This is a genomic window from Methylomagnum sp., from assembly GCF_054333355.1.
Window position 1 is genome coordinate 1 of record NZ_JBTEKS010000030.1, and the last position, 22,528, is coordinate 22,528.

General features: G+C 55.9%; 19 protein-coding genes. 2 read left to right on the forward strand and 17 right to left on the reverse strand.

The window, feature by feature from the left end; genetic code table 11:
* On the forward strand, positions 1–780 hold a 780-nt coding region (locus tag ACXWUF_RS04315; protein WP_458493430.1), incomplete at its 5' end, for a glycosyltransferase family 2 protein.
* Between the two features lie 16 nt (positions 781–796).
* On the forward strand, positions 797–3,394 hold the full coding sequence (locus ACXWUF_RS04320) for a hypothetical protein (protein ID WP_458493431.1): 2,598 nt from the start codon (positions 797–799) through the stop codon (positions 3,392–3,394).
* Between the two features lie 10 nt (positions 3,395–3,404).
* Here ACXWUF_RS04320 and ACXWUF_RS04325 read toward each other — a convergent pair whose 3' ends face one another.
* The 17 genes from ACXWUF_RS04325 to ACXWUF_RS04405 all read right to left on the reverse strand — a co-directional run.
* Complete coding sequence (locus ACXWUF_RS04325; RefSeq protein WP_458493432.1) at positions 3,405–4,283, reverse strand: class I SAM-dependent methyltransferase; 879 nt, start codon at positions 4,281–4,283, stop codon at positions 3,405–3,407.
* Positions 4,276–9,090 (reverse strand): glycoside hydrolase family 99-like domain-containing protein, encoded by a 4,815-nt coding sequence (locus tag ACXWUF_RS04330; protein WP_458493433.1) that lies wholly within the window; start codon positions 9,088–9,090, stop codon positions 4,276–4,278. The genes ACXWUF_RS04325 and ACXWUF_RS04330 overlap by 8 nt, the downstream gene beginning before the upstream one ends.
* A 130-nt stretch (positions 9,091–9,220) precedes the next feature.
* Positions 9,221–9,823, reverse strand: coding sequence for a methyltransferase domain-containing protein (locus ACXWUF_RS04335; RefSeq protein WP_458493434.1), 603 nt, complete (start codon positions 9,821–9,823; stop codon positions 9,221–9,223).
* Between the two features lie 40 nt (positions 9,824–9,863).
* Positions 9,864–11,219 carry an ABC transporter ATP-binding protein gene (locus tag ACXWUF_RS04340; protein ID WP_458493435.1) on the reverse strand — a complete coding sequence of 452 codons (1,356 nt, stop codon included), beginning with the start codon at positions 11,217–11,219 and terminating at the stop codon, positions 9,864–9,866.
* Between the two features lie 216 nt (positions 11,220–11,435).
* On the reverse strand, positions 11,436–12,746 hold the full coding sequence (locus ACXWUF_RS04345) for a hypothetical protein (protein ID WP_458493436.1): 1,311 nt from the start codon (positions 12,744–12,746) through the stop codon (positions 11,436–11,438).
* A 577-nt stretch (positions 12,747–13,323) separates the two neighbouring features.
* Positions 13,324–15,321 carry a secretin N-terminal domain-containing protein gene (locus tag ACXWUF_RS04350; protein WP_458503270.1) on the reverse strand — a complete coding sequence of 666 codons (1,998 nt, stop codon included), beginning with the start codon at positions 15,319–15,321 and terminating at the stop codon, positions 13,324–13,326.
* 122 nt (positions 15,322–15,443) lie between these two features.
* Positions 15,444–15,881, reverse strand: a complete 438-nt coding sequence (locus ACXWUF_RS04355; RefSeq protein WP_458493438.1) for a hypothetical protein — start codon at positions 15,879–15,881, stop codon at positions 15,444–15,446.
* Positions 15,882–16,010: 129 nt separating this feature from the next.
* The gene (locus ACXWUF_RS04360; RefSeq protein WP_458493439.1) at positions 16,011–16,313 is read right to left on the reverse strand and encodes an acyltransferase family protein; all 303 of its coding nucleotides are present in this window, start codon (positions 16,311–16,313) and stop codon (positions 16,011–16,013) included.
* An 80-nt stretch (positions 16,314–16,393) separates the two neighbouring features.
* Positions 16,394–16,957, reverse strand: a complete 564-nt coding sequence (locus ACXWUF_RS04365; RefSeq protein WP_458493440.1) for a hypothetical protein — start codon at positions 16,955–16,957, stop codon at positions 16,394–16,396.
* Positions 16,950–17,978: a hypothetical protein gene (locus ACXWUF_RS04370; protein ID WP_458493441.1), complete on the reverse strand. Its 1,029-nt coding sequence runs from the start codon at positions 17,976–17,978 to the stop codon at positions 16,950–16,952. The genes ACXWUF_RS04365 and ACXWUF_RS04370 overlap by 8 nt, the downstream gene beginning before the upstream one ends.
* A gap of 4 nt (positions 17,979–17,982) precedes the next feature.
* A complete protein-coding gene (locus ACXWUF_RS04375; RefSeq protein WP_458493442.1) occupies positions 17,983–18,987 on the reverse strand; it encodes a general secretion pathway protein GspK in 1,005 nt (334 codons plus the stop codon).
* Positions 18,984–19,610, reverse strand: coding sequence for a prepilin-type N-terminal cleavage/methylation domain-containing protein (locus ACXWUF_RS04380; RefSeq protein ID WP_458493443.1), 627 nt, complete (start codon positions 19,608–19,610; stop codon positions 18,984–18,986). The genes ACXWUF_RS04375 and ACXWUF_RS04380 overlap by 4 nt, the downstream gene beginning before the upstream one ends.
* A 14-nt stretch (positions 19,611–19,624) precedes the next feature.
* Positions 19,625–20,626 carry an Rpn family recombination-promoting nuclease/putative transposase gene (locus ACXWUF_RS04385; protein WP_458493444.1) on the reverse strand — a complete coding sequence of 334 codons (1,002 nt, stop codon included), beginning with the start codon at positions 20,624–20,626 and terminating at the stop codon, positions 19,625–19,627.
* 27 nt (positions 20,627–20,653) lie between these two features.
* The gene (locus ACXWUF_RS04390; RefSeq protein WP_458493445.1) at positions 20,654–21,076 is read right to left on the reverse strand and encodes a type II secretion system protein; all 423 of its coding nucleotides are present in this window, start codon (positions 21,074–21,076) and stop codon (positions 20,654–20,656) included.
* A complete protein-coding gene (locus ACXWUF_RS04395) occupies positions 21,076–21,495 on the reverse strand; it encodes a pilus assembly FimT family protein (RefSeq protein ID WP_458493446.1) in 420 nt (139 codons plus the stop codon). The genes ACXWUF_RS04390 and ACXWUF_RS04395 overlap by 1 nt, the downstream gene beginning before the upstream one ends.
* Positions 21,470–21,919: a type II secretion system major pseudopilin GspG gene (gene gspG, locus ACXWUF_RS04400; RefSeq protein WP_458493447.1), complete on the reverse strand. Its 450-nt coding sequence runs from the start codon at positions 21,917–21,919 to the stop codon at positions 21,470–21,472. The genes ACXWUF_RS04395 and gspG overlap by 26 nt, the downstream gene beginning before the upstream one ends.
* Before the next feature lie 26 nt (positions 21,920–21,945).
* Positions 21,946–22,528, reverse strand: a 583-nt coding sequence (locus ACXWUF_RS04405; protein WP_458493448.1) for a type II secretion system F family protein, incomplete at its 5' end; no start/stop codon positions are given.

A 22,528-nucleotide genomic window follows, 5' to 3' on the forward strand; every position in this document is an offset into this window, starting at 1 on the left:
GGAACCTGGAAGAAAATCGAGTCCCTCGCGCAAGAAAGCCCGTTCATTAAAGGCATTAAGCTATCGCGTAACCGGGGCCATCAAAACGCTTTGCTGGCTGGCCTATTGACGGCGAAAGGAGAAGCTTTAATCAGTATCGACGCCGATTTGCAGGATGACTTGGGAGCCATCGAACCCATGCTGAATGCCTATGCCGGGGGGCACGAAATAGTTTATGGCGTCCGAAAAACCCGCTTCGTCGATACTTTTTTCAAGCGGGTCACGGCACAGACTTACTACAAGCTATTGCGCTGGATGGGTGTGGATGTGGTTTTCGATCACGCCGACTACAGATTATTAAGCCGTCGGGCCATTGAGGCGCTGCAAGAATTCAGCGAGGTTAATCTGTTTCTGAGGGGAATTATTCCCCAACTAGGGTTCTCTTCCAGTATTGTGTATTACGAACGGGCGGAACGATTCGCCGGAGAATCGAAATATCCCTTGATGAAAATGCTGTCCTTTGCCTGGCAGGGAGTGACTTCGTTTTCGGCGGTTCCCTTGCGCTTAATTACTGGCCTGGGAATGACCATATCACTCGGCAGCTTTATGGTGACATTATGGGGCTTGTGGATACGATTATTCACCACGGAAGCGCTGCCCGGCTGGGCCTCCACTGTTTTGCCTATTTATTTTTTGGGCGGAATTCAATTACTGTGTTTAGGCGTAATCGGCGAATATTTGGCGAAGATTTATTTGGAAACCAAGCGACGCCCACGCTTTATTATCGACAAAATAATTTAAATCCACAGCTACTTTAGTGATTATCCTGCCACGCTTTTCGAGCGCCTTGCCGCTCGGTATTATCGGCCCGAGCTTGTTAGCCATAACGGCGGGGCTGTTCATTGGAGTGTTCATAGCCATAAAGCTCAGCCTGACATTCGGGATGGCGCATCCCGCAGCCTTGGGCTGGACGGCGGGATTGCTTGCCGCCGTGGCGTTTGGCCTAGTCCTCGCGTTGCTGGCCCCCGCTGGCCGGGCTGTCACCATGGCGACGTGCGCGACCCTAACGCTGGCTCTCGCGCTTGCCGTCGTCCGCCAGGGATCGCCCATGGGGTTTGTGGCGCATCAGGCCGCGACTGTGGGCGGGCATCCCGCGCCCTCCGTAGTAAAGGCGGCACCGTTGACGGCTTGGGGCGAGAATCGGCAGGGATTTCAAATGCATCCCCGTTATGAGGGCGCGGTCACGCTGGATGCCATCCGCCTCCCGGTGTCCGCTGACGCGAGTTCGGCGACTTTGGCCGTGACCCAGCCGGAATGGGCGTTGTTCCGCGCCGACGGGTCTGCGACCGGCGGCGATGGCGTCGAGGTCGTCGCCGTCGGCGTGGCTGGGGAAACGCGCACGGAGTTGGGCAGGTTACATCTTCGCCCGGCGGCTTCCGCCAAACGGCATTGGATCGACTGGACCCTCAAACTACCGGATGGAACCTCCGCGCTGGAGATCAGCGTGACCCCCGGTCCCGGTGCCAGCACGACCTATCATGATTCCACTTTCGTGGGGGTCTCCTTCGCCTCGCCATGGACCTGGCTGGCGGAACGCGGACAACGCCTGCTCCGCATTCTGAGCTTGATGCTGCCCTTGTTTGCCGGCTGGTATCTTTTAATCCCCACTTTGAAACGATTGCGGGTTGACCACCTACTCTCCCCCGAAGCCATTCGAATCGTAATATCCTTGGGTAGCCTGATCCTAGCGGTCAATATGTTCGTAGCTTATTGGACCACCCACAGCCGTTATATTTACATCTGGGACAATTTCGGATACTGGGGATTGGTCCGGGATTTAGCCGGTACGCTCAGAGTACAAGGCTTGTCTGCGACATTGCTCAAAGTGACAACCAGCCTGAAGGATGAGTACAACCTAATCCCCGCGCTACCTCCCGCCATTTTCGGGGCGCGGCTACCGGACATTGACAGACGCGCCTATATCACTCTGCTCGCCAATCTTTACTTCGTTCCGGCCTGCCTAGCTGTGTATTGGCTGGTTCATATCATGCTGGCACAGGCTGGAGAAACGCGTCCCGCCCAGAAATCAGCCGCAATTTTTCCCTTGGTATTGTGCGCCATTGGCTTGTATCCCGTATTTTTCCGGGTCGTGCTATGGGGGCAGCCGGATATGGGAGGCGTGGTCTTGGTCGTCATGGCAATACTGCTCTTCAACACCGCATTAAAGAACATCGCTGACAAGACCACTGAGCCAGCATCGCCCGGCACTGTCGCTAAGCTGTTTTCCCAAGGCGTCTTACTGGCCTTCACCCTCTTACTATTGGTGATGTTCCGCCGCTGGTATCTGTTCATGGCGGCGTCCCTATCCTTCATAGTTTTCTTTCAATTTTTGGCAATCCTCGTCCGAGGGGAATCAGGGGCGCGTGCCACGGCGCTTCAAAAAGGGATCGCTCTATTCTCAGGCGGCTTGATATTTCTGTGCGCCAGCGTGCCCGCCTATCTGATTGAACGGATCAAGGTGATGGTAAGCAATAGCTACGCCTCGGCTTATGCCGCCTATGCACGAGATTGGTCTGGGGAATTCAATTTCTTAACGGACTTCCTTGGCATAGCGCCACTCAGCCTTGGCTTGCTGCTGTCAACCTACGGCCTGATTGCCTCCGGCAACCGAAGTTTACGATGGCTGACACTTGGGTCGGCTCCCATCGCCTTGGCGTTGTTTTGGAGTGTGCAACGGGGCATGGGCCTGCATCACCTGAACTTAATTTTCGTCGGCCTAACAGCGGGAGTTGTCCAGGGGGTATGGGCATTACAGCGCCGCTCGGTTTGGCCGGTAGTGGATAGCTTTTCAGTGGCCGGGACACTCTTAGTGCTAACGATTTGGACATGCGGAAACCAATACTCTCGTCCAACCGGCCTGCCATATACCAATTTGCTTCCGCCAGTAAGAAACGATATCGAAGAGTTAATCCGCCTCGGAAAATTTATCGCCCAAGAAACGAGTGATGGAAAGCGCCGTTTCTGCGTGGTGGGGTCCAACTACACCATTACCCAGGATATAGCTACTAATTTATGGCAAATTCAAAACACGCCTGATTTCGCAAACTTAGGGCGGGGATTGGTCGCTCTTTCTCAGGTGGACAGCCGCGATGGTCCGCCAGAAACCATAACTCAATGTGATTTGGTATTGGTCGGGGAGCCGGTGATAGTTTATCTTGGCACGGATGCACAACGCAGCGTTTCGTTATTAGCGGAGGACTTATTGAAGGGCGAAGGCATTGGCTCGGCCTACCGTGGCCGTTCAGAGATTTTTCAGCTTCAGGACGGCATCACCGTCAAAGTATTTGACCGCGTCCGTAATATCGCGTCGGCGGAATGGGAGCAATTCCTGTGGCGATTCAACGCGCCGCGCTAGCCCGTTAAAATCAAACCGGCGCGAGAAACACTATCAGCTGATACGGGTCTATCAAATTATAGTCGTATCCCACTATCTTCCAATCGATATATTGACTCTTTATATAGTCAAAGCCAATCGAAGTATCCCCATAGGTTATTTCACCATTGACCGCCTCTCGCTCGTGGGGCATAAAAGCGAATCCATGCTGCTCATGCGCGGCTTTGAGTGAGTCTTGGTCATAGCCAACCAGAAAATCCCGATGATAATCCCAATATTCCACCGGCCTTATAGTTATCACCGCCAGACCGTTCGGCTTAATTATTTGCCGCAACGCGGATAACACTTTGCGGCTGGTATTTTCTGACAAATGCGTGAACACGGAAAAAGCAATGATTAGGTCAATGCTGCCAGCCGCGATTGGCAGGGTTTCCGGGACATAATCCACTAGATTGAAGTTTCCCGGCAAACCACATTCAGCGCAGACGCGAAGGGATTCATCCCAAGGATCGACCGCATGAATGTTATCGCTATTCGTAAAATAATAAAGCAGCCTCGTCAGCCTCCCCCAGCCGCAGCCATAATCCGCTATTTTTGCTTGATACAGGTCATCAGGATTCTTTCCAGCATACAAACGCCAGCCACGCTCAACTTCACGGATGAAGGCCGTGCTTTGACGCAACAGGTCATAGCCGCTCGCGCCAGTCCAAGAAACTTGGACCGCATCCGGGGCCATGCGAGGCAGGCAGGCTTGCAAATGGGGAAACTCGGCGGGCGGACACATTAATAATTCGCCGAATTCGTCCAGAGACAAGCCCCGGCGAAGCTCCTCGAATATAGCTTTATTCGCTTGACCGGATTGAGCCATTTCATCCGCGAGTTTCAGAATGGGAATCGTGTGCTTAAACATGGTCTTTTATCCTGTTGGTGCTAGGTTTCTTGGAGGCTTTTTTTCTTTTCGCCACCACGACATCAAGCTCGGAAAGCCGCTCGGTTTGCGAATGGAATAATGCTAAAAATTTTTGAATTTCGGGGTGTTCCCAAGGCGTGGGGTAGTCGGGCGACTCTAACTGAAATTGCCGGTATAGAGACTCGGCATACTGACTAGCCTGTATACGGATATTCTCTGGAGCTTTGGATTCCTCCGCCACCAGTCGCTGCATCGAAATGATTTCGGCCAATTGCCGGGCATTGAAAGAACTCAGGGTTAGCCCGCCTTGATGTCGCCGATGGAAATTCAGAGGTTGCCTACAATACGCGATTTTCCCGGCTTTAAGTAGCTGCGAATAGACAAACCAATCACCAGCCACCTTGTATTCTCCCACCCGGTCGATATGCTCTCGAAGCACCCTCGCCAGATGCTCCCGCTTGAATATGACCGCGCTCACATTGGGTATCGTATTCTTGACGGCCAAGGCTTCCCGAAGCTCTTGCATCCCCTCCAAAACATAATCTTGGCTCCATTTGGTCGGGCTTATATCATTGGTGTAATCAAGATAATTACCGCACAGGATGGTGCCCGCCTCGTCCACTTGACTGGATTGGGTATAGCTCAATACCGCATCCGGCTTATCGAACGCGGTAATGATCTCTTCAATAAAATTGGGCGCACTAAAATCATCCGCCTCCGCAATCCAGACGAAGTCGCCTTCGGCCATTGCTACGCCCTTCAACCACTGTTTGAAGGCAGAGCCGGTATTCTCATTACCGAACATTTTTTTAATGGGTATATGGCGATTATTCCGGGCGAATTTTTCAATCACCTCGGCGCTAGTGTCGGTGGAGGCGTCGTCCAAAATAATCAGCTCGTAAATCGGATAGCTCTGCTGAATGATGCTCTCCAATCGCTGATTCAAGTAACCGGCATAGTTATAATTGGGGACGACGACAGAAACCTTGCGTAATGATTGACCAGCATATTCCAAGAGATCATACGCATAGCGATGGAATGAAAAGTCAGCATCAACCCGCTTTTGACCATATTCGCCAAGGGTTTTTGCTAAAATCGGATCATTTATTAATTGCCGCAGTTTCTCCGCATAAGCCTGCGCGTCAAAAGCCGGGGCTAATAAGCCGCAGCCCTCTTGCAAGAGATCGACAAATCCGCCCGCCCCCTCAAAGGCCACCACGGGAATGGCGACATCCAGTGATTCCAGTATGACGGAAGGAAAAGGGTCTTCCCGCGAGGTCAGGGCATAAACATCTGCCCCGGCATAGTAAAGATCAGTATCGGCCTGCAACCCTGGGAAAAAGAACCGTTTCTTGAAGGAATTGTTCGCCACCGCCGATTTAATATCCCCTTCCATCGTGGCATCCCAATGGCCGATCCATACCATGGCGGCTTGTGGACACCGCTGCAATAAGATTGTTCCGGCTTCGATGAACAGGTCTATACCTTTTCGACGGTCGGCATAGCCAACGCCTAATATTATCTTGGCATCGGACTCGATACCTAAGCGCCGCCGCAATTCCACCCTGGCACTGGCTATTTCCTCCGCAGACCGACAACTATTCCGTTTATATAAGCCCTGTGGCCTCAATCGCCGCTGCGCTGGCGAAACCTCTGCGAATTCCCGGAATCCCTGCTCTACCCAGCGATTGGGAAATACCACTTTATCCGCGAATTCGGCGATTGCTTGGGCGTGTGGCTGTAATCCCAAGGCATTTATAACGCCCGGCATTTCGTGGATTAACGCCGTGGAATGAATTCCCGCTTCGCGCAAGGTTTCAATGAATTCGCCGCACAGCGTGGTATTGCAGATGGCGGCCCGGAAATTCCGGGTACGGAGTTCCCGCGCCAGCGCCCTCGCCTCCTCGCTTTTGGTGGCATGAGTGGACAGGTCATAAACTTCGGCTTGGTCCTCGAATTCCGGTATAAGTGGCCCAGAGCCCAGGAAGATCACTGCAACCCGATACCCAAATTCCCGCGCCAGCGCACGGGTGAGATGCAGCGCGAGAAACTGTGCGCCATGCGGATGGGCGTCGTGGGAGACCAGTATGATTTGGCGTGCCCGCGCTTGTTTAGTGGCCGCTTCAATCGCGTCACGTGTGGCCTGAAGATAGGCGTAGCCGAACCGCCGGTCAGGTTCTAAATGGGTGCCTTCGGCCCATTCGTTCCAAGCGTTTACGAATACCAGTCGTTCATCGGGATCCGAGATCCGTCCGACGGTATCGCCGATGGCATTGGACAGCCATTCCCGATACCCCGCAGGCGAAGTGTTCATAAACACCGTACCACGCCCCGACCGGCGGGCTTCATTATCCCAAGAGGGGCAAACGCCACGGAATAATTTATACCCCGGCACCCGATAATTCCGACTTCTTTCGACGAGGCTTTGCCAATCGTACAGCACGCCTTTGAATTCCGAGTTTAGTAATCGGACTTCTCCGGTATATAAATCGGGCGCGCTATTATTTGGGGGGAACTCGACTGCCGCGTCGAAACCCATCGATTCCGGCTCCTGCTTATCGAAGGATTGGGTATACGCCAGATAAATCTCGCCAATGCCTTCCACCCGGCACCACTCCCGCCAGCGGTCGGCGGTCTCTTTTGGCTCAGGCAATTGAGTCGGCCAGTAAACCATTAACAAAGGCCGCCCACCGACACGGATATAGCGGGGGTCTTTCAAATAAGGCGAGACATACCGGATAAAGGCGAGGTCGTCTTCCGGTGAGTGCTGCTGGGCAATGAGAATATCCCGGTCAGACCCATCCCAGCGCCGACTCCAATTTTCATTGGCCCAGCACAAGCAAAAGGGCAGGTCTAGCTCTGGGGTTTCAAGATATTGTCGGACAGGGGTTTCTAGCAGGGTTTTACCGGCAAACCAATAAAAGTAGAAACAAAACCCGTGAATCCCATACAACTTGGCCAATTCAACCTGACGGCGCTGGGTTTCGATTAGGCGCAAATCATAGAATCCGAGTTCGCCCGGTAAATGCGGTTGATAATGTCCCTCGAACTGGGGCAGGGCGCGGGTGACATTGGTCCATTCGGTGAAGCCCTTGCCCCACCACTGATCGTTTTCAGGGATGGGATGGAACTGGGGCAGATAGAACGCCAACACACGGGCTGGCGATTCCACCGGCGGCGCTTGCTCCAACAAGGGCGCATAATCCTCGTGCGGCGCGATGGCCGTCACCCGCACGGCGGAGGTGGGTTCGGGCGCGATTAGAATCGGTCCCAATATCGCTTCCGTCTCGCCGACAGGGGGGATCGGTTTGACCGCCGCCGCCCGTCGCTCCAAAAACATTTGCCAATCCCGATAGGCCACCGTGTGTCGGAATAATGGCGCGGCGTATCGGAACGCGAGGCTTTTAAACCCAGTCTTCACGAAGCCGGGCAACGGCATATAAACATATAAAAGCCGGGTGGCCTTTGAAACAACGATCCGAATCAAGACCACCGGATGCCCAATCCAGCGCCGCATGGAGCGCAAGGGAGCCGTCAAGCGCCAGGATTTTGAGGCGCGGATGCGGCGCAATGCCTGCCGAAACTCATCGCGCCGTTGCTGGAGAGCCTGAATTTCGGCGGTCATCTGTCCGATGTTAGCGCTCAGGTGCCCAATGTCGCCGGTCAAGCGCCCGATGTCGCCGGTCAAGCGCTCAATGTCGCGGTCCCGCTGCCCGATGGTTTCCCAGCGCAGGATCATTTCGCGGTCTAGCTCCGCTAGGGCTTCCCGCAGCCGGTCGGCTTCCGCCTGCTTGCGATACAGATTCACCTCGCCCTTGGCCACCACCCCCAGCAAGCGCTCGACCTCTTTGTCCCTAGCGCCAATGGTTTCCCATTGCCGCGCTATGTCCCGCTCGCATTCGATTAACTGGCTGGATAATTGGCCAAGCTCATGGCTTTTTAGTTGCAGCCCCGCGTCGCGCTCGGCAATGACGCCCAGCAGGCGGTTGTTTTCCCGATCCCGCTCGGCGAGTGTGGCCCAAACTTCCTGCAATTGGGCTTGGGCTTGCTCGTGGGCCTGTTGGGCGCTCTCAACCTGATGGGCTAATTGGGCGGCTTGGCCGCTCACCAGCACGCGGTTTCCCAGGGTGTAGAAATATTGCGCAAGTTTGGCGAAGCCGTCCTTGTCCAGATTGAACAAGGCTTGAAGGGCAGCGTCCGGCCCAGCCGCGCCCACCGCCAGCAGGCCGAGTCCGTGGCTGAACTTGAATTCCAGCGCCGGATAGCGCTCGGCCAGATCCCTAAACAGGCGCCACACCCCGAAATGTCGCTCCCGGACATTGGTGTCGTGAAACAACACCATGCCCCGTTCGCTCATTTTGGGGAGCCAGGTTTCGAAATCGTGCTTGACCGCTTCATAGGTATGCAGGCCATCAATATGCAACAGGTCGATGCTGGCGTCTGGAAAATACGCCAAAGCTTCGTCAAAGGTGGCTTGTAATAACTGAGAGAAACGGCGGTAGCGCGGATCGTGATGGGCGCGCAGTTCGTCTAAAACGACCTGTTCGTAGTAACCCGCGTGTTCTTCGCCACGCCAGGTATCCACGGCATAGCATGAAGTATCCAACCCGAGCCGGTCCACGGCTTGGCAAAACGCGCAGTAGGAATCGCCTTTATGGGTGCCGAGTTCGACGAACACCCGCGGCTTGTGCAGGGCCATCAGGGTGAAGGCGAGGGGTATCAAGCCCTGCCAGGAGACGATTTCCGTTAAATGGTCGGGGATTTCCCAGGCTACGGGATAATCGAGGGGATTGAATTTTATAGCCATATATAAATAACTTAACGGGTAAAGCGACATTCTGCTCCCTTGCCCCACGGGAGACCTGTCCTGAGCGGGGTCGAAGGGGGGTTGGGGTGAGGGCGATCAAATGAAGCTTTCCCTCCGCCGCCATCTATATTCACAACCGCAAAGCCCATTGAAGCATATTGCGCCTGAGCGTGAGCCTTATAGAATCCATAACTCCGTGGATAGGCTTTCTGGCAATTAACAGGGAATCTTTCCATAAGTCGCTTTCATCCAAAGAATAACCTTGGGCTTCCCATTGCGTTGATACTTCCAAAATTTCAAGTCTGGCGAAGCGGGCCATGGCGGAGAACCCGTCAGGGTAAAAGCGCCAACAATCCACAGGATAACGATGCTCATATCCCCCTGCCGGCGCGATGATGCAACACATGCCTCCCGGCTTGAGTATCCGCGCCATCTCCAGCATGGTCAGCCAAAAATATTCTATGTGTTCAAAGGCTTGGCCTGAAACCAATACATCCACCGAATGGGTGGGTATTTCGGTCCATGAATAAATATTTTTTAGAATAATATCCACGTTTTTCCCTGGAGCCATATCCATGCCGGAATAGCGCCAGCTTGGGCTATCGAAGATGGGCTTATAGCTGCCGTTAATATCCTGTGCTCCCAAATCCAATATGGTTAGGTTCGTGGCTTCCTGCCCCGCCAAATATTTTTCACGGAATCCCCGCACCTTATCGTAAGAACTTTGGTGCATTGAGTTATCCTTTTATACTCATCAGCCAATACCCATCATGCTATGGCAAAACTGCCCCGAACTCCAAAGATAAATCTATGGAATCCATGGGGATACCAATCAGGCCGCAATGAACCGTGCTGCTATTTATCCTAAAAATCAAGGCGTCATGTATCCAGTGATGCTGGACATGATCCAGTTGGGTGCCTTCGGCAATCGCGGCGCAGATACTGTAATCACCTGTGGGCAACAGCGGCATACCAAACTCAAAGCGGGCCGTGAATACTTCCCCCGCATTAAAGTGCAGCGGCTTCATCATATAAGATTTAAAGGTATTTTCCCCGAATAGTATCTGGCCGAGCCGGTCCTTTACGAAGAAACCAATAATGGGGGAAGCAATTTCTTTATGCGCTTGGCATTGCACAGCGATGATCACCGTCTCGCCCGCCTCCGCCAAGCGATTCAGCGGCTCCCCTTTGGCATCGAGTAACTGAACTTTGGAAATCGCAGCGCCACCCGCTCCGAATGAAGCCTCGTCGGGACCGAAGACAAACTGCTCAATATCCAAAAGGGGGGACGGTTTGGGAGGTTTTGCCGAGAGGGTCTCCCGCTCTTTAGTCGGGGCTTCCTTGGCGCCTTGGGGATTTTGCAATTCGTAAATTGATTGATGATAGGCTTCGCAAACTTCTTTGGCCCCGCCTATCATTCTGGCCTGTCCCCGATCCAGCCACACGGCCCGCTGACAGAGGTTAATCACGGCGGGGGTATCGTGGCTGACAAATAGCACGGTGCCTTCCTTCTTGAACTGGCGCAAAAACCTCATGCATTTTTGCGTGAAGAAGGCGTCCCCAACGGCCAAGGCTTCGTCGATGATAAGTATGTCCGCATCGACATGGGCGATTACCGCAAAAGCCAGCCGCACGAACATACCGCTGGAATAGGTCTTTACTGGCTGGTCGATAAACTCGCCAATATCGGCAAAGGCGACGATATCATTGTAGCGGGCGTCTATTTGCTCCTTGCTCAGCCCTAGAATCGAGGCATTCATATAAACGTTTTCGCGTCCGGTGAATTCCGGGTTGAAACCTGCCCCCAATTCCAACAGGGCAGCGACGCGGCCATTAACTTCGATATCGCCCCGAGTGGGCGCGACCGTCCCACAAATTAATTGCAACAGCGTAGACTTGCCGGACCCGTTGCGGCCAATGACGCCAACCGTTTCTCCTTTGGCGACAGTCAAGACAATGTCCCTTAAAGCCCAGAATTCCCTGAAATATTGGGCCGTTACCCGAAGCGGGCGGGGAATAATTTTATTCGCTTTCGACGCAATCGCTTGTTTTAGGCGATTATGAGGCCTGTCATAAATTCGATAGCACTTGGATAAGTGGCTAATATGGATGGCAGTTTCGTCATTCATTGACTTTATGCCTGTCAGCGGCAAATAAGAAAAATCCTGTTTCTATATATCACGCAAATTAGGCATTCCTAACCGGCTTTTTCCAAGCTAAGCCAACTCAACCGGCCCTGCGGATATTGTTTCTGATTAGTGGAAATAAGAAAGGGGGGGCTGTTGTCAGCCCCCCCTTTGGGGTTGGCGTCCCTTTAGCCGGGAACCGCTAAGGGCAAACGCTTGTTACGGTAGAGAGAGTACAGTGCCGTTCGGGTTCGCCAGCAGGTTGTCAGAAGCGACGTTAGCGGTCGGGGTCAGGATGACCAGAGCCGCGCGGTCGTTGGCGCCGTTAAGAGCGGAACCCGTAGCGGTGTTGATTTGCGCCGTGGTGTACAGCTTGCCAGTGTTAGCCGGAATGGTGTCCAACAGGCCAGAGGTCACAGCGCCAGTGTCATTCTGCACTACTACGCGAACCGGAGCCGCAACGGAGTCACGGTTGACAACACGCAGGTAGCTAGCGAAGCCATCACCAGAACCAACCACGTAGTTCAACTGGTTCACACCGCCGTTATAGGCAATGGTACCCAGGTTGTTGGTTGCGGTAGTGGTGAAGGTATCCTGCTGAGCGCTTGCAGCCACGCCAGACAGGGTTTCCTGCAAAATGGTGGTGCCGGTCACGCCCAAGCAAACCTGACGGACGGTTCCGCTTGGGGTAATCCCTGTAAAAGTGACAGTGCTGCTGGTGACAGTGCCCGTGGTAGCACCAGCCGGGGCGGTGGTCGCGCAAGCGCCAGCCGGAGCCAGATAGGCGGAGGTAACGCCTGTGAAGTTGCCAGTCAGGGTGGCGGAAGCTGTGGCAGAGGTGAAAGCGAACGCGGCGGTATTGGCAGCGTTGCGGAAGATGCCATTGTTGACCACCAGCGTACCGACGCTTCCGGAAGTAGCAATAGTATTGCCACCGGCCAGCCAGCGAGTCGCATTGGACGGCGCGGGGACGTTAATAGTGAGGAAGTTCGGCGTGGGAGTAATAATCAACTGCCGACCGCTCTGGGCAAGGCTAGCCGTGGTCGGGCTGGCATCGTTGTTGGCAGCGGTCGCGAAGCCGGAAGCCTGCGCCGAGAACAAGAAGCCCGTAGCACCAGTGACGCTAGCCAGGGTGGTGGCGCCCGTGATCTGGAATGCGCCCAGCGCAATGGTACCGCCAGCCGCACCAGTCAATCTCGTGTAGTTGATAGTGATGAAGTTGGATCCTGCACCGCCACCACCAACAACCGGAGGATTGGCAACATTAACACCATCGCCAGATACCGTCGGGGTGCTAACGAAAGTGACGCCCGAGGGCAGCGTGATAGTCAACAGACCAGACTCAGCAGCACCGGCTGCGGTGGTGTAGGTGACACCCGCCGGGATAGTGACAGAACCCGTGGAGGGAATGCCTTCAATCGCGTAGGTCGCCACAGAACCGAAAGAAGCGGTGCCAGCAATGGCACCCATCGAAGCCAACCCCAAGGTCGCAACGATTGCAGATTTCAGAATGAGATTACTTGTTTTCATCTTTAATTACCTATGTTGGCAGTTATCGCAAACGGATCAAACTGAACGTTAGTCTTTCGAAAGACAAGTTTAGTATAACAAACGACAGTGTGTGGTCAAATTTCCACAACAACCCCTGAGCCAAGCCCCCAAGCGCCCGGATTTTCAGGAGGTTCGCCGCTTATTACATGTTGCCTATTTGCAACAAGCTGAGGCGCTTGCGGGCTTGATTGCGAGAGAAAAACCGGAGAAGCTTTAAAGTCGCCCTCCCTTTGCCAGCGCGCTTCCCGATGGTGAGGCAACTGGCTCTGCTTGATTCACCCGCTCCTGTTTTTCGATCTCGGGATCGACCGGGAAATCGGTCGAATTTCGCGAAAATGCCGTTGCAATTTCTTGATGGACTGTTTGAGTCCCCATGCCCGAGTGTCGACGCACGTAAATTACCACAACTCCTTCCCAGTTTGCACCACATTTCCAGCAATAACAAAAATCCTTATGTTACTGTTTCACATGGTTTGAAATTATTGCTTCAATTTATCGGGAGATTTGCCCACATTTCGGCATTTCTTGCTAGCGGCAAAAAAGTATTTCTATCAAACTATTGCTGCGTCGCGGGAATAGCGGGCCGCGTGTACGAAGTCCAAGGCCCTAACTGCTTGCGGAATGCCTCCGTAATGGACTGGGCATCATGATCATCCAGTACGGTATAAGGTGTAATCAAAATGATCAACTCTTGTCGATCATTGCTTTCCTTATCGGTTTTAAATAACTGTCCCAATATCGGCAAATCCTTAAGTAACGGCACGCCGGAATTGCCCGAACTTTCCTTATTGGAAATCAACCCTCCTAGCATGACGGTGGAGCCGTCCTTCAAGGCCAAACGGGTTTCCACTTTCTTGGTATTGATAGTGGGCGATGTGGTCACGCCCGTATTGGTAGTGGTGGCATCGCTGACCTCTTGGGCCACCTCCAACTCGATCCGATCACCGGAATAAATCACCGGCTTAACTTTTAGAATCACGCCGACATCCTTGTACTGCACGGATGTCAGCAAATTAGAGCTGCTCGGGAAAATCGACGACGAGGCCGCCGAACCAAGCTGGCTGGTGACAATCGGCACTTGCTGCCCGACCTGGATCATCGCGGTCTCGCCACTACGAGCCAACAGGCGCGGGCTGGACAAAATCTGGGCGCGGTTCTGGCTCGCCAACGCCGTGATCATATTAATCGCCTTAGTCGCGCCCGGCTTCAAATACTGAACAGTCAAGCCCGCGCCCCCCGTCAACGCGGTCAAGGCACCGGACGTCAACATGTCCGAATTAAGTTCCACACCCAACTCCATGGCGTCCTTAAGGTCCACCTCCGCCACGGTGACTTCAATCAAAGCCGCTTTGGCGGGCTTATCGAGGTCTTGAAGCAAGCTGAAAACTTGCGAATACTCTTCATTGGTGCCCTTGAAAATCAAGGTGTTGGTGGAAGGATTCACGACAATCTTCCTGCCCGTCGCGGTCGCGCTGGCCTGGGATGACGCCAAGGACTGTGTTCCCGCAACAGCGGCGGGCGCACCCTGGGATGGCGGTGCGGCGGACGGCGCAGCGACAGCTCCCGCCCCCCCGGAAGACGCGGCTTGGGGCATATTCAACATTTCCCGCAGAGTATCCGCTAGGCGTTGGGCATCCGTGTTTTGTGCCTGATAGGTGAAAAAACCCGGCTCGCTACGATACGCCGAGGGATGGTCCAATTCCCGCGCCCATTCCAGCGCGTGATTGAGTATCGAAGGATCGGCAGCGAAAACAATCACGGCGTTGATGGCCGGAATGGGGATGAACGTCACGGGATAACTGATTTGGGTCGTCGTACCAGCGCTATAACCCTCGGTGGTCATCACCTCGCTCAGCTTGATCGCCAGCAACTCAGCATTGATATATACTGGGTTAATGCGCGCACTCTGACGCCCCTTCATGCCCGGCTGATCCAACACGCGAACGGCCTCGATACCCGCCACCACATCGTCGGCCTGACCACTCAGCATGACAGCGTTTCGGGTCAAATCCTCCTGGATGGTCAGCTTGGTCCCGAACATACTGCGCAACCAACCGGCTACATCGGCATTACGGACGGTCTGCAATTCAACCAACTGAAAAATGGGCCGCAAAGGCAGTGGCACATCGGGCAGGGCGCGACCGCGCCGAATCTCCGGGGCATAGCCCTGTAGATTGCCATCCGGGATGATGCGATAGGTGCCGCCGCCCAATTCCAAAACAGCAATGCCATAGCTTTTCAGCAACAGCCGAACGGTCTGCTCGACCTGACTGGCCGTTTGTGGCCCGGCCCGCAGCGTGACGAGATCGGTTCGGCTGGCGACTGCGGGGTCCACCGTGAAGTTGCGTTTCAAAATCGTGCCGTACACCAATTCGATCAAGGTGGGCAACCTCTCCTGATCGAAGGTCAGCGTGATGTTAGCGGGTTCCTTTTTCGCCGAGGCTTGAATCCGACCCACCTCCCTCGGCGCGACGGGCGCGACCGGAGGGGTGGGAGTCGGCTCCACCGTCAAGGTCGGCCTTGGGCTTTCCATGTCGACAGGGCCAGGAGCCATGGGCACGTTATCCGGCCTCCTGGGCTTAAGCGGCGAGGGCAAGTACGTGGGCGGGCGGGGCGTGCAGGCGGGCAGCAGCAAAGCAAGAACCATCGCATAACGAATGACGGAATAGGCTAATTTCATTTTCGATAAACTTCCAGGACGCGCTCGGCACCTTGACTCAGGAGATATAAACGGTCCTCATCAATCCGCACAATTTTGCCGCCATCGGGCGTGAGATCGCCCACCCGGTAGGGCTTTGAAGGCTGACCGCCAACGCCGATCAGGGCAAACGCATCGCTGCCTTCTATAACCACGCCCATGAAGCTCCATTCAGAATTCGTGGCGGCGGCCTCCCCATTGACCAAGCCGCCCGAATCCTCTCCCCAGAGACTATGCCGAGCCAACGCCGTACTCCATTTAGGGGAATCGCGCCGTTGAATTTGCGGAATACTCCAAGATTCGCCGACCACGGCACCGGATTCGAAAGGAATGGGTTCGGGTGCCAACACCCACGCCAAGGCGGATGTGACAAAAATCAGGAGGGTAGGGAATAATTGCTTGGTGGTCAGAATCACGCCGTTTCTTGAATCTCAACACTATCGAGGTCTTCCTTTTCCTCCGCTTTAGTGAATCATTAACATGATTGCTCTTATTTGGGTATTTTCTGAGCAATTCCAGTCCTCAGAAAACTGCCCTTACAATAATTAGCCATAACGATAAGCAAATCGCTCTTTTAACCGCAGGATTGGCTGTTCAAACAACCGCCAAGAAAGCGCCGCTATACCTATAGTGATCGGCAAATCCACCAGCCAAGCTCTCCATGCCACTGGATCATTAAGCCCAAGAAAACCATGCACAGCCACGCCAATCGGTCCCTGCAATACCGGAATATGATAGACATATAAACCATAGCTGATTCTGCCCAGATAAACCAACGGTGCCAAGGCCAGCAGCTTAGCGCCATTGGCTATTAGCGTTGGGTAGTCCTTTATATTGAGTGATGGCAAAAAGGCTCATTTAAGGGGATAGCCGTCGAAAGCCCAGACCTTACCGGGGAATTGTTATCAAAGCACCGACTGATTCCCCGTCACCGGCCTTTCTGAAACGGCGCTATCAGGATAGCCTCGACCCGCGGCAAGGGTTCCAAGCGCACGTCCAACTGCTCGATGACCACCTGCCTATCATAGCCCGCTAGTTGAGACATCCATTGATGGAAGCTGTGTGGCGCAAAATCGAAAGCCAGTTTGGCCTTGACTTTCCAAAGCGTGTCCGCCCCATCGCTTTTCCCGCCACCCCCGTCCTGTACTAGCGTGACATCTGGCCGACCGACCACCGCGACTCTCAAACTTTGCGCCAACCAGTCCTGAAACGCGGCTTGAGCCAAGCCCTGCGTATCGCTCCGCCACAGGCGCCCCTCCAGTTCGGCCAGCGCGATTTGCGCCTGCCTAGCCCGTTCCGGCCATTCGGTTTGGGTGGCATAAAGACGGGCGCGGTTGATTTGCCCGGCCAATTGCCCTTGCCGCTTGATGTCCTCCGCCAGTTGATCGCGTAGGCTCAAAACGCCATTCAGCCACAGCACGGCGACGATCAGCGCCAAGCCCAGCCGCAGGCGGATGGATGCCTTGAGTTCGGCCAATAATTGATTAAACACGATCCACCGGGGCCGCGCTTTTCAGTGGCAGCACATCCATTTCAAGGATGATGGATTTGGAGTTCTTGCCGGGGGTGGAGCGCACATTGTCAAAAAAGCCGGAAGACTGGAGCATGTGGACCATTTCACTGGACTGGATATCGGCGGCGGTCGCGAGAGTGAATTTCAACTTGCCGTCCCGGTAATGCCATTCAATCAATTGATCGCCATTCCGAAGCAGCTTTTCCGCCACCCAGGCCATCAGTTCCAATGGGTGGGGACGGGGGTCGAGGGTCCACAGCCGTTGCACACTGACCAGCGCTTGCAGAGCTTGACCCCGCGCCGTAGCCAGCGGACCCGCCTCCCGCTGTAGCCTTGAATATTCGGCCTGAAGCCGCTCCTCGGCCTCACGGTATTGATAAAGCTGCGCAGCATACCAGCACGTCGGGGGAGCCAGCAATAAAACGAGAATGAAATAAACGAGCCGCTCGTCACGCCAATTTTCGCCAATGGACCCGAAAGAACCGGCCTGTTTCGCCCACGGTTTGTCCAGGAAATCCAAGCGTTGCGGCTCGGGAACGGCGAACGATTGCCCCTCCGGCGGCAATCCCGCGTCCCGCTGAAACAGCCGCCAAGCCTCCTGGGACGGCTGCTCTCTCCACCAGCGGCTATGCAGCAGTTCCCCGTCGGACCATATCTGCCCCTCGACCCCTTGTAGACAGGCTAAAATCCTCGCGCCCTCCGCATAGTGGGGCCGCAACACGGTTTCCGGGATGACCCGCACCCGAGCGGGCTTGAGGCCTTGCTCGGATGTGGCTTGTTCCACCAGATCGGCGTTCCAGCCGAACACGGTGACGGAGCCATTATTCCAGCTGGTGTAGTAAGCACTTTGCTGAAAGGGCGACCATTGCCGCAACAGCAAATCCAAGGCGGCGGCGCGGTTGGCGCGGGGAATGTGGGTCAGGTCGAAGCGCTTCAACCGATAGCGGGGACGCGCCAACACCCATTCAAGCCGCCCCCAGCCGGGGGCGGGGACTTCCACACTGTCAGAATGGTAGTAGCGACGTACCGGAATGCGCAGGAAGCGTGGACTTGTCAGGAAGGGGCGGTAACGAGGCGGAAGAGTCATCGGCGTAAGGTAGTTCGATCCTGGATTGATAGTCAAATCGCCACGGGGCGCGCTCGTTGTAAGGGGTAAGCGTGACCGAGTAGCGCACCGCCCAATTCTGACCGGGCAGGCTGTGGGCCAGGCGGATGACCTCGCTGGGAAAGGGGATGATCGACATGATGAGGTTCCCCCCCGGCACTCCGATGAGTGAGGCCAGATCATCCACCGACCGCAGCGGCCTGTTGCTTCGGGCGTCAATGAGGGTTTGCGCGAGGTCGTCGGTGACGCCCGGCAGGGTAGCGAGCACTTGCCAGGGCGCGGTATTGGGATTCAGGGCGACTGCGGTGCCAACCGTGGTCAAATCGGCCAAGCCGCCCACTTGCCAAAGCGCGGGGAAATCGCGCCAACCCAGCACCCTGGCGGCTTCAAAGGTGGTCAGCAGCTTATCGTTGCGGGGTAGCGACAAACCCAGCGTGGCATATTCCCGCGCCTCCGCGCCATTCAGGTGCTTGAAATCGTCCTCGTCGATGTAATCGCCCAGAGTGTCGATCAACCGCCCCCGCTGCTCGAACGGCACGCCGAATATTGCCAACAAACGGCGCAGACGGTCTTCCCCCGCGACATTCAGATTGAGCAGCCCCCTATCATCCTGCAAGCGCACCACGCTTCGCCCTTCGCCGCGATAGGGACGGTCATCCAGCCGAATCGCCTGCTCGGGCAAGCCGCCTAGGCCATACACCGACATCGGGGTCGTCCCCAGGCGGAACAGTATTTCTGAGCGGGTATCGTTGATGTCGATCAGGCCCTGCACGCGCTGCTGGCTGGCTTTCGCCAAGTCCACCGCACTCATTATCCGCAGGGCGAAAGTGCCCACCACAATCGCCATCGCCGCCAGCATCCACAGCACCAGCGGCAGAACGAAGCCGTTCTGGCGTCTGGTCATGGCTTATTACTCAAGATGTCCCGTACCCGCAGCCGAGACTGATCCGGTCCCATCGGCGCGGCCACCAATAACCATGGCCGCCCATCCCGCTCGCCATCCAGCCGCACCGCCACGGGCCGAGGCATGGGTTTGTTGCTCATAGGGGGGGGCCAACGATCATGCTCCACTTGATCGGCATCCAAAAACACAAACCGCCCCTTATCGCCGGGCCAGCCGAACAGCGCCGTCGCGGCTTCGCCCTCACCGTACATTAACTGTGTTTCGCCGGTTCGGGCATCGAAGCGGAGTTCCAACACGAACGGTGCCAACGCGCCCGGCATTCCTTTTAAGGGATTGGTCGTCAGCCCGGCAATGCGCCGCTCGCTGCCGGTGAATTTGTGTTTGCCGTCCGGGTAATCCGGCTGCACGCCCTCGATCACCTGCCGGAACCAGTCGGCGAACATGGCGTTCTGGCGCATATTGTCCAATTCCACGCCAAAGTGGTTTTGCAGGCGGAAAACCTGGCCGAGTCCCTGGAACAAAATCCCGGCGATGAGTCCGGTGAGGACGAGGACCACCAGCATTTCCAGCAGGGTGAAGCCCCGCTGCCGCCATTTAGCCCGTTGGCGTTTCCCTGACTCCATTTACCGGGACAGGCTCAACGCAAAGCCTCGTCCGGCGTCTCCGCGAACAAGACCTGCTCGGACCAACGCAGCAGGGTTTCGCCATCCGCCCGCCGAATTCGCCGACGCTGGCCTGTCGTAAGCGAGCCAAACTTGCGAGCCATCAAGCGCAGCAACACTTCCGCCTGCCCCTCTTGTCGGCCTTTTAACAACCCTTCTTCCCTACCTTTTTCCATGCCCTTTTCCATACCCGCGAACAAACCCTGTTGACGGCCTTGTTCAATGTAACGGTCGATGAAGGTGGTCATATCATCTTCTCCGGTAGCCTCGATCAAATCATAAATATCGTCTTCTTCCAGCACCTTGGTGGTCTGCACATAGTAGCGCAGCAGCACCTCCAACATCTCCAGGGCGGTATTCCGGTCCAAAATGTCCCGGACCAAGGGCAAAATATCAGCCAGGGCTTGCTTCGGGTCGGGGTCGAAAATGTGCTTGAGGCCCAGCAATACCAAGCGGCTCAGGACCGTGCCCCGGATGGCCTCCGGGTCCGGCAAGGTGAGATTGCACAATTCGTACTGGAACTCCGGCACGTAGGGCACCAAGGCTTCGTCCAGCCCACCAAACAGGGTCTGAAAATTGCCCGGCACCCGCCAAGCCGCTTGGCCGTGATACAGCACCAAAGGCACGATGGGCGGCAAGGGTTCGCCCGCCCGCTGCTTGCGGTGCAACTCCCAAATACGGACTTGATAACGCAGCAGTTGCAAGGCCACCCATTGATCCGGGTGGCTTTTATGCTCGATCAGCAAATAGATTTTGATGTCCCGCCCGCCGTAACGGACGCTGTAAAGCAGATCGGAAAAGTGGTGACGCAGGGCTTTTTCGATGAAGCTATCCTTGGCGATTTCGAGGCTATGCCAGTCGATGCGCTCGGCAACCGCGGGCGGCAGATAGCTCCGCAGGAATCCTTCCGCCACATCCCGGCGGGAAAAGGTCTCGCGGAAGAAACGGTCATGGGTGTCGTTGACGTTTTGGCTCATACGCAATAAAAAAACCGGCACGGCAAACTAAAACGGCAACCGCACTTCCCGCACCTTCTTATAGCCGACCTGCTTGAGGGCGAATTCGAACCAAGCGGCACCATCATCCCGCTCGACTTTGACGGCAGTTCGGTACAGCGCCAACTGATACAAGCCGATGCCTCGCGGGTAGCCGACGTTGTCCTGAATCGCCGTCGTGGCCTCGGCCTTCCACCGCGCCCTGTAGGTGCCCAGCGCCACCTCGCCCTCGGGTTTCAGCATGGGATTGACCGTGCTCATGAACTCAAGCACGTTCAGCTTGGCCTCGGCGATGGCGTTAGCGTCCCGGATGCGGCTCAGGGAAATCAGGCTGCTATTGAGCCAGCCGAACAAGGCCATCCCCGCCGAACCAATCAGGACCAAGGCGACGATGGCTTCCAGCAAAGTGAACCCGCGCTGTCTCCGGCGCATCAGTTCATGATCGGCAGAAGCCGGTCGCAACGCGGTCCTTCCAGCCGCCATGACTCTTGCCAGCCGTCGGGCCCGTGCAGAATCACCAGGCCGCCACCACAAATGCCGTTGAAGGCGTAAGTAATCGGCTTAGGCACTTCCAATCGCCAGGACTCCGGCAATTCCAACCTGAATTCGGCGGGGCCGGTGCCGCCCAGCGTGTGGGACTTGCCCTCCACCCAGGCCCGGTAGGGCAGTTCGACGATTTGCCCGGCCACCAAATCATGCTGACTTTTGCGCTCCATGGACTGCATCGTGCGCCGCACGCCCGGCGCGGCCAGCCCGGCCAGTAGCCCTGCAATCACCAGCACGGTCAGCATTTCAATCAGCGTGAAACCGCCCTGCCCGGCCACGTTATTGCGGGGGCAGCATCCCGACATCGGCGTCGAAGTTCTCGCCGCCGCGCTTGCCGTCGGCGCCCAGCGAATACAGCGCGAACGGCTGGCCGTTAGAACCCGGCACGCTGTACTGATATTGAGTGCCCCACGGGTCCAACGGCAGGGCTTCGTCGAGGTAAGGACCGCGCCAACGGCTCTTGGAGAAATCATCGGTGGGCGGCGTGGACAACAAGGCCAGCCCTTCTTCTTGCTTGGGATAGCGGCCTATGTCGAGATGCAGAGTTTCCAACGCGCCCTTGAGCATCTTGGCCTGAGTGGTGGCCGTCTGAACCTTGGCGGTGTCGGCCTTGCCGAAAATCTTTGGCCCCACCAAGCCGACCAACAGGCCGACGATGGTTAGAACCACCAGCATTTCAATCAAGGTGAAGCCCCGCATCGGCGCGTTTCGTAGGGTTTGTCGTTTCATGTGTATATATAAGGTGTGTTTTGGGATTAAATCGCGATGGTGCTAATGCTGGTAATCGCCATCATGATGGCAATCATGATGGTGCCCAGCACGCCCCCAATCAGCAGAATCGCCATGGGTTCCAGCAGAATCAGGAACCGCTTGAGCCGCTCCCGGCCCGCGTTCTCGTGCAGCATCGCCAGGGTTCGCAGCATCGGGGCCAGCTCGCCGGAGCGCTCGCCGACCCGGATCAAATTCAGGCCGGTGAGGCTCAGCACCCGCGTGGTCGCCAGCGCATCGCCCAGCTTCCGCCCGCCCCGCAAGTCCCGCAAGGCTTGTTGAAACTGGTGTTTCAGCGAATTGATCCGCACCCCGCCGTAGGCCAATTCCATGGCGCTGACGATGGGCACCCGATTTTCTAGCAGGGTGCCGAACATCGAGGCCCAGCGCCCGGTTTCGGTCTGGATCAGCCAGTCGCCGATGATGGGCAGCCGCACCAGCAATTCCATGAGCTTCTGGCGGTATTCTTCCTTGCTCAACAGCACCGCCAGCGCGAACAACGTGCCCACCGTGCCCAGCCCCAGCCAGAACAAATTCTCTTTGACGAACAGGCCGATTTTCAACACCCAG

Coding starts and splice junctions, on each gene's coding strand:
- ACXWUF_RS04325 (WP_458493432.1), bottom strand. CDS start 4,283: ATGTTTAAGCACACGATTCCCATTCTGAAACTCGCGGATGAAATGGCT.
- ACXWUF_RS04330 (WP_458493433.1), bottom strand. CDS start 9,090: ATGGCTATAAAATTCAATCCCCTCGATTATCCCGTAGCCTGGGAAATC.
- ACXWUF_RS04335 (WP_458493434.1), bottom strand. CDS start 9,823: ATGCACCAAAGTTCTTACGATAAGGTGCGGGGATTCCGTGAAAAATAT.
- ACXWUF_RS04340 (WP_458493435.1), bottom strand. CDS start 11,219: ATGAATGACGAAACTGCCATCCATATTAGCCACTTATCCAAGTGCTAT.
- ACXWUF_RS04345 (WP_458493436.1), bottom strand. CDS start 12,746: ATGAAAACAAGTAATCTCATTCTGAAATCTGCAATCGTTGCGACCTTG.
- ACXWUF_RS04350 (WP_458503270.1), bottom strand. CDS start 15,321: ATGGCTCCTGGCCCTGTCGACATGGAAAGCCCAAGGCCGACCTTGACG.
- ACXWUF_RS04375 (WP_458493442.1), bottom strand. CDS start 18,987: ATGACCAGACGCCAGAACGGCTTCGTTCTGCCGCTGGTGCTGTGGATG.
- ACXWUF_RS04380 (WP_458493443.1), bottom strand. CDS start 19,610: ATGGAGTCAGGGAAACGCCAACGGGCTAAATGGCGGCAGCGGGGCTTC.
- ACXWUF_RS04385 (WP_458493444.1), bottom strand. CDS start 20,626: ATGAGCCAAAACGTCAACGACACCCATGACCGTTTCTTCCGCGAGACC.
- ACXWUF_RS04390 (WP_458493445.1), bottom strand. CDS start 21,076: ATGCGCCGGAGACAGCGCGGGTTCACTTTGCTGGAAGCCATCGTCGCC.
- ACXWUF_RS04395 (WP_458493446.1), bottom strand. CDS start 21,495: ATGTCGGGATGCTGCCCCCGCAATAACGTGGCCGGGCAGGGCGGTTTC.
- gspG (WP_458493447.1), bottom strand. CDS start 21,919: ATGAAACGACAAACCCTACGAAACGCGCCGATGCGGGGCTTCACCTTG.